Origin of the sequence: Steroidobacter sp. (genome assembly GCF_036406195.1) — a bacterium.
GTDB lineage: Bacteria > Pseudomonadota > Gammaproteobacteria > Steroidobacterales > Steroidobacteraceae > Steroidobacter.
The window spans coordinates 37379-49890 of sequence record NZ_DASWVW010000033.1; the positions used below are offsets into that span (position 1 = coordinate 37379).

Genomic DNA, 12512 nt, shown 5'->3' on the forward strand with positions numbered 1-12512 from the left:
GATGCAATCGCAACCGACCCCCGCCTCGGACGGTCCGAAGGTAATTGCAGCCGTATCGAGCTGCTACTTCGTTGGCTTTCTGGGCATGAATTTCCTGCCGATGTGGCTGGGCGTGCTGGTGGACCATCTATCTGCCAGCGGCGCCACCGCCGGTTGGATGGGAACCGCCGAGATGTCAGCAATGGCGCTCGGCTCCATCGCGGTTTCCTCGCGCGTGAGCCGAATCGATCGGCTGCAGACGGCTTACCTCGGCATGGCCAGCGTCGCTCTGTGCAATGTGCTGGCCGCTACGACCTCCCATATCCCCGCGCTGTTCGTGCTCAGAGCGATCGCTGGTCTGGGGGAGGGATGCTTGATGGCCCTGGCCGCTGCCGGCGTCGGTGCCGCTCTTCAACCGGAGCGTGCCATGTCGGTCATCCTCATCATCCTGAATCTATCCATGGCCCTGCTGTTCCTGGCGGCCCCAGTGGCCATCAATGCCTACGGCAGCGCGGGGCTGCCGGGCCTGATGGCACTTCTAACATTCGGCGCTGCGCCCCTGGCCCGATGGCTTCCAAAAGCCGCGACGGCGCCGAGCCCGCCGGTCGCCAGCCCCGTGCAAATCTCTTTCTCGATTCGTCTTAATCTGCCGGCCATGATCGGCCTGAGCAGCATCGTCTTGCTGCTGGTGGCTCACGGCATGGTGTTTGCTTTCGTGGAGCGCATCGGCACCGCGCTCTCCTTGACTTTGCAACAGATCGGTTCCGTGCTCAGCGCCAGCATGCTGATCGACTGCTTGGCGCCGCTGCTGGTCATTGCATTGGGTTTGCGGTGGGGTCGCCTGACACCGATCGGCATCGGGCTGCTGGCTCTCACCGCGGCTACGCTCGCCGTCACGCAATCCCCCTTCCCGGCCGTTTTTGTCGGCGGCGTGTGGCTGCAGCTGTTCGCTTACACGTTTATCCTGCCCTTCTTTGCGGGCCTGCTGGCGTCGCTGGATCCCCACGGTCGGGTCGCAGCCGGCATGTCGGCCGCGATCATCGTGGGGTTCACGATCGCGCCTGCCATCGGCGGCTTGCTGCTCGCCCGCGTCGGTACTTTTCGTCTCATGGGATGGACCGCGGCTGGCCTGTACCTGACCATCCTGACGTTGCTGATTTTCAGCGCAGTCCGCGAACGCCGTTTCATCGCGCAGGTCCAGTCGTGAGCCAGGCAAAGTCGTCTCGAAGCGAAGATGCTGTCCGGCAACTCTTCTCCGACACATATTCGCAAGCCGACGAACGTTTCCACACGGCGGCCGTCGCTGCCGGCGCCGACATCGTCTCGTATCAGCACCCTTTGCAGGGTCCTCACGGCGAGAACCTGCGATTGACGGGCTGCCGGATCGGCGCCAAGGATGCTCGACATGTCGTGCTGGTAACCGCAGGCACGCATGGCGTGGAGGGTTACGCGGGGTCGGCCATCCAGACCGGAATCCTGAAACGACTCGCCGCGTACTCGCTCCCTAGCGATACCTCGGTCGTCATGTTTCATGTCGTCAATCCCTGGGGGATGGCATGGGATCGGCGCGAGGACCACGACAACATCGATCTGTTTCGCAATTTCATCTACTGCGAGCCGCCCTTTGCAGAGAATCTGCTCTACGATCGACTCGATGCTGCCATCAATCCCCTTGAATGGGCCGGCACGATCCGCGATGAAGCCGAGCGCGCGATAGCGCAATTCATCGACACATTCGGCGAAGACCGATTCATCGGCATAGTGCGCCGAGGCCAGCACGACCACCCCAAAGGGTTGACCTATCACGGGCAAGGTCCGAGCTGGTCGAAGCGCTGTGTGGACCAGATCGCCACACGATTCATCGGCGCAGGCGCCCGGGTCGCCAACCTGGAAATTCATACCTCCTGGGGCAAGCCGGATGAATGCCTGGCCATCAGCTATGCAGCGACGGGCTCGCCCAAGCTCGCCCGTACCAGGCGCTGGATCGAGACACCGCTGTACCTGCCCGGCGCCGACCCGCTGATTCCTGCGCACCCCTGCACTCCCTTCGAATCCCTGGAACGGTTGATTCCAGGGGTCGAAGTAACCGCCCTGGTCATGGAGTGCGGCACCTACGACGGTAAAATGCCTCTCGACTGCGATCGCCAGAACAATTTCGTTTTCACACACGGCGATCCTTGCTCCGCACTCGGGCTGCAGGCCCGCCAGAACATGCGTCGCTACTGCTACCCGGACTCCCTCGAATGGAAGGCGATGGTCTGGCAATGCGGCGAGCTGTTGTTCCGGTCCCTGGCGGAAGGGGTTCGAGACTGGTAGTGCCGGGCGTCCGGCGCGGCGAAGCCCGAAAAGAAAACCTGAATGAGGAGAGGTCCCGATGCCCTACATGAAAGTCAATGGAGTGAACCTTAGCTACGAAATTCATGGGCATGGGAACGTTCCTTTGTTGTTCGTGCATGGCTATTCCGGTCGCGCCTCGGTCTACCGTCCCTTGTATGCGCATCTCGCAAACTACTTTACGGTCTACGCCCTCGATCTTCGCAGCCACGGTGAATCCCGTAGCATTACCGAGAATTGCACCACTGCGCAGTGGGTCGATGACATTCTGGCATTCGCCGCAGGTCTCGACGTAGGAGCGCCAGTCTTTGCTGGCCACTCTCTCGGCGGCGCCCTGGGCCTGGCCGCCGCCAGTCAGCAACCGCACGCGTTCCGCGCGGTCTGCCTTCTGTGCACACTCCCCGCCAGTGGCGGAGCCAGCGTTCCTGAAGAGCTTGTCGCTGCCATCTTGAACGCCCACGGAAACCGACTGCAAATGCGTGAAAACTATCGTGGGATGTTCGTGCACCCGGTGACGGACGCTGAGGTGGACATCTATGTCGATGCCGCTTGCGCGGTTCCACCTGGGCCCTATCGGCTGTATCAGACGCAAGAGATGGTCAATTTCAATATCGCGGGCCTGCTGGGTGCGATCAAAGCACCGGTACTCGTCTTGTCCGGTGCCAAGGACGCAGTGTGCCCTACGGCTGAACAGCACCGCACCGCGATGGGCTTGCGCTGCTTCAAGGAGGTCATCTTCTCTGACGAAGGACACATGATGCCGATCGAGCGGCCTGCGCGCACGGCAGCGGAAATGATCGGATTCGTCACCGGAATGGACTCGACGTGAGTATCCGCTTGTCGATCTTCCCCCGTGCGACGCGCCCGATGGCGTATTCCGGACGAACTTGACCGCCGTTTCCATTTGAACGTGACTGTCTGGATCGCCGTCCCGAAGACGCGCAGGCAGCGTCGTCGATTATTGGCACATTTACATCGACATCTAATTATTGTAGATCTATACTTATTGCCAGCGCCGCCAATCCGTAACCATATCGGCGCGCCCTGCGGCGATCGCCGCTGCAGGGCGCGCCACGCATGTATCGATTGAACCTACGATGAGCACACTACGCATAAACTTTCCGAACGACAGGCCGCACTTTCTCGACATCACCAACCAGGCGCCCCCCGACAACGCGCCGTGGGCGCCTGTGATCTTCACGAAGGAGCAGATCGAGGAGCAGATCGAGAAGCTCGCGAGTCTTCCCCGTCCGGCCGACGGGCGCCGCGCGGCTCTGTTCGTACACCCAAGTGCCGCGCACTTCGCGCCGGCGCTCGCCCCGGGCGTGCAGGTCATGCTGACGGTCCTCAAGCCCGGCGAGGCTACCGCCCCGTTCCGTCATAACGCTACCGAGGTGAATTTCTGCATTCGCGGCTCCGGCCACAGCATGACTGCGGGACGCCGCATCGATTTCCAACGCTACGACGTGTGGAACACACCCTCGTATGCGACCCATTGGCGTGTGAACGACGGCAACGATCTGCAGGTGTGCCTCACGTACTCGAACGCGGCATTGCTGCGCTACATGCAGGTCTACTTGTGCGACGAGAATGCCGCGGCCGGCGAGCCGGAGCACGCGCCTGCGAAGGAAGCGCACGATCCGCGCCGCGAGAGCCCATTCGGCACGTTCACGATCGGCGCCGATGGGGCGATGCTGATGCCGTACGAGAGGCTCATCAATCCGCCCGCGGTGGAATCCAAGCCGCTGCACTGGCCCTGGCAGCAGGTGCAAGCCGAGCTGAAGAAACTCGAATCGCTCGGCGCCGAATACGTCGGGCGCCGCCTGTACCTGCTCTACAACCCGGTCACGGGCCGCACCAACGGCACCACACCCAACTTCTTCGCGACGATTACGATCCGTCCGCCGGGAATCATCGATCGTCCGCATCGGCACGTCTCTGCTGCAATCAACTATTACTTCCATGGGCGCGGCCGCAGTTCCGTGGCCGGCAACATCTATCCGTGGAAGGCTGGCGATCTGATGCTCTCCGCGCCCGGCTGGGCCGTTCACAACCACGCCTCGGAGGACGAGGTCGTGTACGAGCTCACGATTCAGGACCAGCCGCTCAACATCGTGATGGAGTCGCTCCTGTGGCAGGAGAACATGAAGGAGCCGTCCATCTTGCTCGGCACCCACACCGGCTTCGTCACCAATCGCGCGCAGGTCCCCTGAACCATGCTGGAACTGGACAGCACTTTCTTGCGCGGCTCCTATCCGCCGCTGATTACGCCGTTTACTGCCGCCGGCGACATCGACTACGACACTTACGCCTCGTTGGTGGAGTTTCAAATCACCGAGGGCAGCCACGGCATCGTCGTAAACGGCACGACGGCCGAGCCGAGCGTTCTGACCGTCGCCGAACGCCAGAAGATCCTCGAGGTGGCGGTGCAAGCCGCGAACAAAAGGGTGCCTGTCATGGCAGCGACCGGCTCGCAGAGCCACGCGGAGACAGTCGCGCTGACCGAGCACGCGCAGCGGGTAGGCGCGGACGCCGTGCTGATCGTCACCCCGTATTACATTCGTCCCTCGCAGGCGGGCCTTGCTGCTTACTACGCGGATCTCGGCCGCAGGACCGATCTGCCGATGCTCATGTACCACATACCAGGCCGCGCGTGCGTGCACGTCACGCTCGATACGCTCGCGCGCATTGCCGATGCAGTTCCGCACTTCGTCGGGATGAAACATGCATCGCCCGAGCTGACGCTCGTCACTGAGGCTCTGCAGCGCTTCGGGCCGCAGTTTCGAATCTTCGTCGGCCTCGAGGAGCTGAGCTTTCCGATGCTCGCGCTCGGCGCCTGTGGCATGGTCAACGCCGTGAGCAACATCGCGCCGCGAGCGATCAGGGATCTTTATGAAACGCTGGCGCGCGGCGACCTTGCAGAGGGCCGGCGCCTGCACTTCGAGTTGTTCGACTTGAATCGCGCGGTCTTCTTCGACACCAATCCTGTCCCGCTCAAGTACATGGCGAAACGCCTCGGCTTGCTGCGTGAAAATCATCATCGCCTGCCTTTGATCCCCGCCTCGGCGGAGGTCGAAGCACGCCTTGATCGCGTGCTGCGCGAAGCAGGCCTGCTCGCAACGGACAACCCGGCGCGTGATTCATAATCGACTTCCGGAAGAAACTCATGAACGGCGAATATATCTGCCTGCCCTGCTCCGACGGTCGCTCATTCCAGGCTTACCTTGCTCGTCCTGCGAATGGACCGGCTCCTGGCATCGTGCTGATCCAGGAAATCTTCGGCGTGAATGCACAGATGCGCGAAGTGGCGGATGATCTCGCCGCGAAGGGCTTCCTCGTGATCGCGCCGGATCTCTTCTGGCGCGCGCAGCCGGCCATACAGCTCGATCCGAGCAGTGAGCAGGATCGCACCAAAGCCATGAGCCTGCTGCAGCAACTCGATGTTGCGCTCGCGGTGAACGATTGCATCTCAGCCATGGACTACTTGCGCGCACTACCCGCGTCGAATGGCAAAGTCGGCGCCCTCGGGTACTGCCTCGGCGGCAAACTGGCCTACCTCATGGCCACACGCTCCAACGTCGATGCTTCGGTCGGCTACTACGGGATCGGCCTGCAGGAATTGCTCGGCGAAGCCACCAGCATTGGCAAGCCTCTCATGCTGCACATCGCGGGCAATGACCATCTGTGCCAACCGCCCGCGCGCGAAGCGATCATCAAAGGGTTGAGCGGCCTGCCGGTGCCTGTCGCGATCCACGTGTATCCAGAGGCCGGCCACGCCTTCGCACGCCGCCGCAGCGCTGCTTACCACGAAGCATCAGCACAAGCAGCGGACGCAAGGACGCTGGAGTTCCTGTCGCGCAATCTCTCTGCCGGCTGAAGTGACCCAAAGTCGCGCTCAGCCGAGCGCGACCGCAACCGTGCCCGCACTGCTGACAACCGAGCGTCGATAAGGCTGAATCGAAGCGTAGAACAACGCCGCTGACAGCATAAAGCTCACCGGCAAAGCGAGCGCCAGTGCGTATCGAATCGCATCCTGGCCCGAGAAAAACGACTGACCGAGGAACGCAATCGCGCTCGGACCGACGCTGCCGATCATACTGATCGCGAACAGATAGAGCGCCGACGTGAACCCCACCAGATGCGATGGAGTGATCTCCTGCAGCGCGGCGCCCGCGACGCCGACCGGCACGAGTGCGCATGCCATTATCATGCAGAAGAACACTGCGGCCGCGACCGGACTGTTCACCAGCGCGAACGCGCCAGCGGCCATCGCGCCGAGTAAAGCTGCACACATGCAGATCGTGAGCCGGACGTGAGCTCCACGCGCCCGCAGCCGATCGCTCACGAAGCCGGCGCCGACCATGCCGATCAGACCGCCGACGATATTTGCCACGCCTGCGAATAGCCCGATCCGACCGATCGGCCAACCGTGCACTCGGATGAAGAAAGACGCCACCCACGCCACTGCGCCATAGCAGACTACGTTCGAGAACCCGACGGCCAGATGGTGGCACAACAATGTTCTGCGATTCGCACTGAGAAACGCCCGCAGTTCGCGGCTCACCGACGAGAAGGTGCGCGATGGGCTGCGATCGCTGCGCGCCGGCTCCGGCACGCATGCAATCAGGAGTGCAACGACGAGCCCGGGCAGCCCAACGAATAGAAACGTCAGCTGCCATGCTTGCAGCACGCCTATGAACGGCAGACGCAGCGGCGCAATGACGTCCATCCATTGGATGAGGTAGCCGCCCACGACCAGCGCCAGACCCGCACCGAGCGCGCCGCCCATACTATAAATGCCCATCGCCAGACCAAGCCGGCGCTCGGGGAAGCTGTCGCGAATCAGGGAATACGCCGCCGGCCCGAGCGTCGCCTCACCGATGCCGACACCGATGCGGCCAAGAAACAAAGTCACGTACCGTGAGGCGAGCCCGCAAGCCGCAGTCATGAGGCTCCACAGCGAGATGCCGATCGCCACCAGCCGGATGCGCGGCCAGCGATCCACGATGTAGCCCATCGGCAACCCGGCCAGCGAGTACATGATGATGAACGCGAAGCCCTGCAGGTAACTTACCTCCAGGTCCGTCAGGCCCAGATCGCGCTTCAACGGCTCGACGAGCAGGCTCAGGATCACCCGATCGAGCATCGAGAACACGTAAGCCAGGCACAACAGGCCGAGCATGATCCAGGCAAGCAGCCGTGTGCCCGGCCTCATCGCCATCAGTGTCTCTCCCGCAGCGTAATTTCGATCATCACGCCGCCCTCACCAGCCGCGCGCTTTCTGCACCAGCCATTGCTCATACGTCTGCTGTGCGCGGAGGCTCAATTGGTCGAGCGCCTGCAGATTGTGATTCCATGCAAGCTCGATGCGATGCCCCGAGGGATCGAAGAAGTAGATGGACTTACAGAAGCCGTGATCGGCGGGACCGACGACCGCGATGCCCCGGCTCTGCAAGCGCTGCTTCGTAGCCAGCAGTTCCTCCTCGCTGTCAGCAACCAACGCGAGGTGCTGCACCCAACTCGGCGTATTCGGATCTTTCTGTGCGGCGGGCGACAGCGGCACTTCCACGAAGTCGAGCATGCTGCCGTCGCTCAAGCGCAGAAACAGATTGATGTGTGGGCTGAACTCTCCCGTGGACGGTACTGTGTCGCCGCTCACCGCGGCCGTGAGTGAAGCACCGAGCGTGTCCCTGTAGAACTCGATCGTTTCGCGCGCATCGTTACAGCGCAGTGCTACGTGATGAATGCCGGTGACCATGCGATGAGCCCCTACTGTTGGTAATACGAAGCGTTGGAGGTCGGGTTATTGCAGATCCGGCGGGATCGGCAGCAAGCCCTGCATGCCGCGCACGTGCTCGACCACGCGCTCGCCGGCAACGATTTTGAGTGTCATGGCACCGAGCCCTTCGATCCGGAACGTCACCTCCTGGCCGACGCGGAACCAATGATGGTGGTCCATCGAGCAGCCATAGCTGATCGTTCCAGTGGCGAGCAGGTCGCCCGGGTACAAGGTCTCGTTGTCGGAGGCATAGGCCACGAGTTGCGCCGGCGTGAAGCTGTGCGGGGCCGCGGTGGAGCCTGCGAAACATACCTTCCCGTCGGCCTCGATCGAGCACGCCAGGTTCTGGATATCGAGTTCCTCCGGCGTGACCAGCCATGGGCCGAGCGCCGTGTGGAAGTCCTTGCGCTTGGTCGGACCGAAGGGCTCGCGTCCGTAGCCGTCGCGGCAGCTGCTGTCGATCAGCATGGCGTAGCCGGCGATGCAGGACGGCACCTCGGCGACACTCAGATTGCGAGCTTCGCGTCCAATGACGATCGCGATCTCCAGCTCCAGATCGAGCTTTTCCGTGTAGTACGGGAACGGCACCGGATCATCCGGACCCGCGAAGCTGGTGCAGCTTCCCTTGTAGTAGGGCGGCGTTCGGAACCAGTGCACGCTCTTGCGATACGGGCGATCGCCGCCAGTCATCGGTGTCACCTGCGCGCGCGTCATATGTTCCTCATAGATTGAGAACGCGCGAAACGAGCTCGGGCGCGGCAGCGGCGCTAGCAGCCGCACTTCGCTACGGTCGTACAACAGTCGCGCGCCCTGGTGGCCGCAGCGATCCGCTTGCGATTGCGCATAGTCGATCGCAGCCATCGCGGCTCGCCGCCCTTCGGCGCCAGCGCGCAGCCAACCCACCATGTCCGGCGGAATACGCAGCGCAGCGTACTCGCGCGGAGTCGGCTCATCGGTACAAGTGATCAGATAGCTCGTGAATGCCGCGTTGAGATCTACCACGCGAGGTGCGCCATCGTGCTCGATCCACGCCCCGAGCCGAGTCACCTTGCCAAGCGGGGTCGCGACCTCGAAGGTGACGATCTTCATCGCGTCCCCTCCTGCTCCGCTGGTAGCGTTGGGAACATCGATGCTTTCGAGTTGCTGACGCTGAACGCACCGCGACCGAGCGCGTACGTAATGCCGTCGGCATCCCTGATGACGACATCCGCCGTCGCGATGCTGCGCCCGGCTTTCCACATCTTTGCATCCGCGATTAGATCGACGTTGCGAGGACTGCGCAGATAGTCGATCCGCAAATCCACTGTGGGCGTCGGTGTACCGGTCGCCATGACACAGCACATCGACGCGGCAATGTCCACGAACGCAGCAATCACGCCGCCGTGGTAGTGACCGAGATCCGAGACGATCGTGTAGCGATGGTCGAAAGGCAGCCGAAGACTGACGGTGCCGCGCTGTGCATCTTCGGCAACGACATCGAAACGCAGGAACTGCACGAAAGCGGATGTAAGGAACAAAGCGCGCACCGACTGCGCGGATATGCCACCCTGATCGAAACGCTTAACCACGGCGCACCCCAAGGATCGCGCGCGCTTGCGCTGGTGTTGCAGGCTCGCCATCGAGCGCCGTGATCAGATCGACGGCCTTGCGCACCATCGCCGCGTTGTCAGGTGCAAGCACACCGCGCTTCAAGTAGAGGTTGTCCTCGAGTCCGACGCGCACGTGGCCACCGAGCAGGAACGACTGCATCAGCATCGGATAGGAATGCCTGGCGATGCCGAATGCGCCCCACACAGCGTCGGGAGGCAACAGCTCGCGCATGTACATCAGCGTGCGGGTCGTCGCACTCGCGCCATAGTTCAGGCCGAGCACGATCTGGAAGTACCCGGGCCCCTGCAGCACGCCAGAGTCGATGAGCTTCCGCCCGAGATGGACGTCGCCACTGTCGAACACTTCGAGCTCGGGAATCACCCCAACCGAACGGATCAGCTGCGCCATCTCCGCGATATGCTCCGGCGGATTGATGATCGCCCGATCATTGATCCACATCGTGTTCAGATCGAGGCTGCAGATATCCGGCCGCAACTCGAGCACATGGCAGACCCGCTCGTAAGGCGAGCACATGCAAGTGCCCGGGCCGGGGACGCCTGGATCTTCCTTGCCCGGGAAGAAGAAGCAGCCGACGCCGGTGGTCAAATTGATCAGCACATCCGTGCCGCTGTCGCGAATGCGATTCACGACCTCTCGATAGAGATCGAGCGACATACTCCACGATCCGGTGGCAGGGTCGCGCACATGGATGTGCACGATCGCCGCACCGGCCCGCGCCGCGCCGATCGCAGCTTCGGCAATTTCAGCGGGCTTCACGGGAATGGCCGGATGCTTACCGACCGTATCGCCGCCGCCTGTCACTGCACACGAGATGATTGTTGGGGTCATGGCTGCGCTCGACTCGTTACGCTCGCTCGCCGAGCATCAGTCCACCATCGACGACGATCGTCTGGCCTGTGATCATCGCCGCGCGCTCGCAGAGAAACACAATCACGTCAGCAACTTCTTCCGCCGTACACGCGCGCTTCAGCAAAGTGGCTTCAACAGCGCTCGCAAGCTTTTCGGCGGGCCATGATCGAGTCCATGGCGTGGCGACGTAACCGGGAGCGACCGCGTTGACGCGCACATTCGGAGCAAGACCGCGCGCAAGATTCTTTGTGAGATTCACCAGCGCAGCTTTGCTTGCGCTGTACGCGATGCTGCTGCCTACCCCGTCGAGCCCGGCGATCGAGGCAACGTTCACGACCGCGCCGCGTGCTGCGCGCAACGCGGATGCAGCCGCGCGAGTGCACCAGAACGATCCCATGAGGTTGGTCGACAGCAGCTGGGTCCAGAAACTTTCGTCAAGCCGATCGAGATCGTGCGCTGGAATCGGCTCGCGCGTACCGGCGATGCCAGCATTGTTCACGAGGTAGTCGAGACGGCCCAGCTTCGCCACTGCGAGATCGACGACCGCCGTCGCCGCGTCAGCCACCGATATATCACCCGGCGCAGCAATGACGCTTGCGCCTGCGCGCTCTAGCTGCGTCACTGCTTCCTCGCCACCTGCATCGCCCGGAAGGAAGTTGATGGCCACGGCCGCACCGGCCGCGGTAAGCGCCTCGACGGTTGCCAGGCCAATACCGGAGGCGCCGCCGGTCACCAACGCCGCTTTGCGCGCGAGTCCGTTCATCAGAAATTGCCTTTCGGGTTCAATCCGAGTCGGTGCTGCCCGTAGAGCAGGCTCACGTCGCCCCAATGCAGACTCACATGGCGAGCGGCGGCATTGACGTCTCTCCAGTGACGCTGGATCGCCGAGCCGAGGGCCATCCCGCTCGCGCTCTGCGCAGCCAGCAACTGATCGACCGCGTGTGCGGCCAGCTTGCCCGCGTACGCCTGATCGCGCCGGTTGCGTACTCGCTCGTCGATGCTCACTGTTCCTTCGCCGACCGCTCGTTCCACTGCAGCGACGCGAGCCTCGATGACAGTGCGTGCTGTTTCCACCGCCGCGGACGCCTCCGCGATCGCCATCTGCACATAAGGCAGCGCAGCCTTCGGCCCGCGCGCCCAGGCGATCGACTCATTGACCGCCCCTTGCGCCATGCCGATGAGCGGCGAGACCAGAGAGAACGGCAGCGCGGCGTAGAACGGAGTTCGATACAGCGGATGAGTGTTGACCTGCGCACCGGGTGCACAGCCCTCGAGCATGTCCGAGCGCGGCAGCATTCGATGTTCGGGAACGAAGGTCTCTTCGGCGATCACGATGGTCTTGCTGCCGGTGCCTGCCAGACCAGCGACATGCCAGGTATCCTCGATGCGCGCCTGCTCCTTCGGCAGGAGCAGGATCGCGTGCTTCGGCGCCTCGCCCGTGGCGCGCGGCGGCACCATCACGCCGACCATGAGCCAATCCACGTTCTCGCAATTGCTTGCATACGGCCATTTGCCGCTGACGTAATAGCCGCCCGGCACCGCCTTGCATGTTCCATTCGGTGCATAGGCGCCGGCCAGAATCGTGTCTGGATTGGCCCAGACCTCTTCCTGCGCGAGCGAAGGAAACAATGCGAGGAACCACTGATGCACCATACCCAGGCTGGCGCACCAGGCAGCGCTGCCGCAGCCCTGACCGAGCTCGAAATTGATCCGGATCAGGTCCGAGAAGCCACGCTCCAAGCCACCGAATCGCGCAGGCTGCAGCAGCTTGAAGAATCCGGCAGCGCGAAAGGCTTCGATGGCTTGCGGCGCGACGCGCCGGTTACGCTCGGTCACCTCCGCCTGCGCACGCAATACCGGAATCATGGCGCGCGCGCGTCTGATGAGTTCCTCGGTTGTCGGAACCGCCGAAGGCGGCGGCTTGGCCGCCATGAGTTGCGACTCAGCCTCGTAGCTCACG

Annotated in this window: 13 protein-coding genes; 6 read left to right on the forward strand and 7 right to left on the reverse strand. The window is 62.8% G+C overall.

Translation table 11 applies throughout. The annotated features are described in order from the left end of the window. Position 1 precedes the first annotated feature (1 nt). The 6 genes from VGE08_RS15200 to VGE08_RS15225 all read left to right on the forward strand — a co-directional run bounded on the left by VGE08_RS15200 (position 2) and on the right by VGE08_RS15225 (position 6190). Positions 2–1186, forward strand: coding sequence for an MFS transporter (locus tag VGE08_RS15200; RefSeq protein WP_331068756.1), 1185 nt, complete (start codon positions 2–4; stop codon positions 1184–1186). After that, entirely contained in the window at positions 1183–2295 is a 1113-nt protein-coding gene (locus VGE08_RS15205; protein ID WP_331068757.1) for a DUF2817 domain-containing protein, read from the forward strand. The genes VGE08_RS15200 and VGE08_RS15205 overlap by 4 nt, the downstream gene beginning before the upstream one ends. A gap of 58 nt (positions 2296–2353) precedes the next feature. Further along, complete coding sequence (locus VGE08_RS15210) at positions 2354–3142, forward strand: alpha/beta hydrolase (RefSeq protein WP_331068758.1); 789 nt, start codon at positions 2354–2356, stop codon at positions 3140–3142. A 268-nt stretch (positions 3143–3410) separates the two neighbouring features. Then, a complete protein-coding gene (locus tag VGE08_RS15215) occupies positions 3411–4526 on the forward strand; it encodes a hypothetical protein (protein WP_331068759.1) in 1116 nt (371 codons plus the stop codon). 3 nt (positions 4527–4529) lie between these two features. Continuing rightward, on the forward strand, positions 4530–5459 hold the full coding sequence (dapA, locus tag VGE08_RS15220; RefSeq protein ID WP_331068760.1) for a 4-hydroxy-tetrahydrodipicolinate synthase: 930 nt from the start codon (positions 4530–4532) through the stop codon (positions 5457–5459). Positions 5460–5479: 20 nt separating this feature from the next. Further along, complete coding sequence (locus VGE08_RS15225; RefSeq protein ID WP_331068761.1) at positions 5480–6190, forward strand: dienelactone hydrolase family protein; 711 nt, start codon at positions 5480–5482, stop codon at positions 6188–6190. 18 nt (positions 6191–6208) lie between these two features. Here the strand turns inward: VGE08_RS15225 and VGE08_RS15230 are convergent, their stop codons facing one another. Genes VGE08_RS15230 through VGE08_RS15260 form a run of 7 tightly spaced genes read right to left on the reverse strand, consistent with a single transcriptional unit; the run spans position 6209 to position 12511 of the window. Further along, complete coding sequence (locus VGE08_RS15230) at positions 6209–7534, reverse strand: MFS transporter (protein WP_331068762.1); 1326 nt, start codon at positions 7532–7534, stop codon at positions 6209–6211. A gap of 42 nt (positions 7535–7576) precedes the next feature. Further along, complete coding sequence (locus tag VGE08_RS15235; protein WP_331068763.1) at positions 7577–8071, reverse strand: VOC family protein; 495 nt, start codon at positions 8069–8071, stop codon at positions 7577–7579. Between the two features lie 45 nt (positions 8072–8116). Then, positions 8117–9181 carry a fumarylacetoacetate hydrolase family protein gene (locus VGE08_RS15240; protein ID WP_331068764.1) on the reverse strand — a complete coding sequence of 355 codons (1065 nt, stop codon included), beginning with the start codon at positions 9179–9181 and terminating at the stop codon, positions 8117–8119. Further along, positions 9178–9660 (reverse strand): PaaI family thioesterase, encoded by a 483-nt coding sequence (locus tag VGE08_RS15245; protein ID WP_331068765.1) that lies wholly within the window; start codon positions 9658–9660, stop codon positions 9178–9180. The genes VGE08_RS15240 and VGE08_RS15245 overlap by 4 nt, the downstream gene beginning before the upstream one ends. After that, positions 9653–10531, reverse strand: a complete 879-nt coding sequence (locus VGE08_RS15250) for a 3-keto-5-aminohexanoate cleavage protein (RefSeq protein WP_331068766.1) — start codon at positions 10529–10531, stop codon at positions 9653–9655. Before VGE08_RS15250 ends, VGE08_RS15245 begins: the two co-directional genes overlap by 8 nt. Before the next feature lie 16 nt (positions 10532–10547). Continuing rightward, entirely contained in the window at positions 10548–11315 is a 768-nt protein-coding gene (locus VGE08_RS15255) for an SDR family oxidoreductase (protein WP_331068767.1), read from the reverse strand. Then, a complete protein-coding gene (locus VGE08_RS15260; RefSeq protein ID WP_331068768.1) occupies positions 11315–12511 on the reverse strand; it encodes an acyl-CoA dehydrogenase family protein in 1197 nt (398 codons plus the stop codon). Before VGE08_RS15260 ends, VGE08_RS15255 begins: the two co-directional genes overlap by 1 nt. Position 12512: the final 1 nt, after the last annotated feature.

Coding starts and splice junctions, on each gene's coding strand:
- VGE08_RS15200 (WP_331068756.1), top strand. CDS start 2: ATGCAATCGCAACCGACCCCCGCCTCGGACGGTCCGAAGGTAATTGCA.
- VGE08_RS15210 (WP_331068758.1), top strand. CDS start 2,354: ATGCCCTACATGAAAGTCAATGGAGTGAACCTTAGCTACGAAATTCAT.
- VGE08_RS15215 (WP_331068759.1), top strand. CDS start 3,411: ATGAGCACACTACGCATAAACTTTCCGAACGACAGGCCGCACTTTCTC.
- dapA (WP_331068760.1), top strand. CDS start 4,530: ATGCTGGAACTGGACAGCACTTTCTTGCGCGGCTCCTATCCGCCGCTG.
- VGE08_RS15225 (WP_331068761.1), top strand. CDS start 5,480: ATGAACGGCGAATATATCTGCCTGCCCTGCTCCGACGGTCGCTCATTC.
- VGE08_RS15230 (WP_331068762.1), bottom strand. CDS start 7,534: ATGGCGATGAGGCCGGGCACACGGCTGCTTGCCTGGATCATGCTCGGC.
- VGE08_RS15235 (WP_331068763.1), bottom strand. CDS start 8,071: ATGGTCACCGGCATTCATCACGTAGCACTGCGCTGTAACGATGCGCGC.
- VGE08_RS15240 (WP_331068764.1), bottom strand. CDS start 9,181: ATGAAGATCGTCACCTTCGAGGTCGCGACCCCGCTTGGCAAGGTGACT.
- VGE08_RS15250 (WP_331068766.1), bottom strand. CDS start 10,531: ATGACCCCAACAATCATCTCGTGTGCAGTGACAGGCGGCGGCGATACG.
- VGE08_RS15255 (WP_331068767.1), bottom strand. CDS start 11,315: ATGAACGGACTCGCGCGCAAAGCGGCGTTGGTGACCGGCGGCGCCTCC.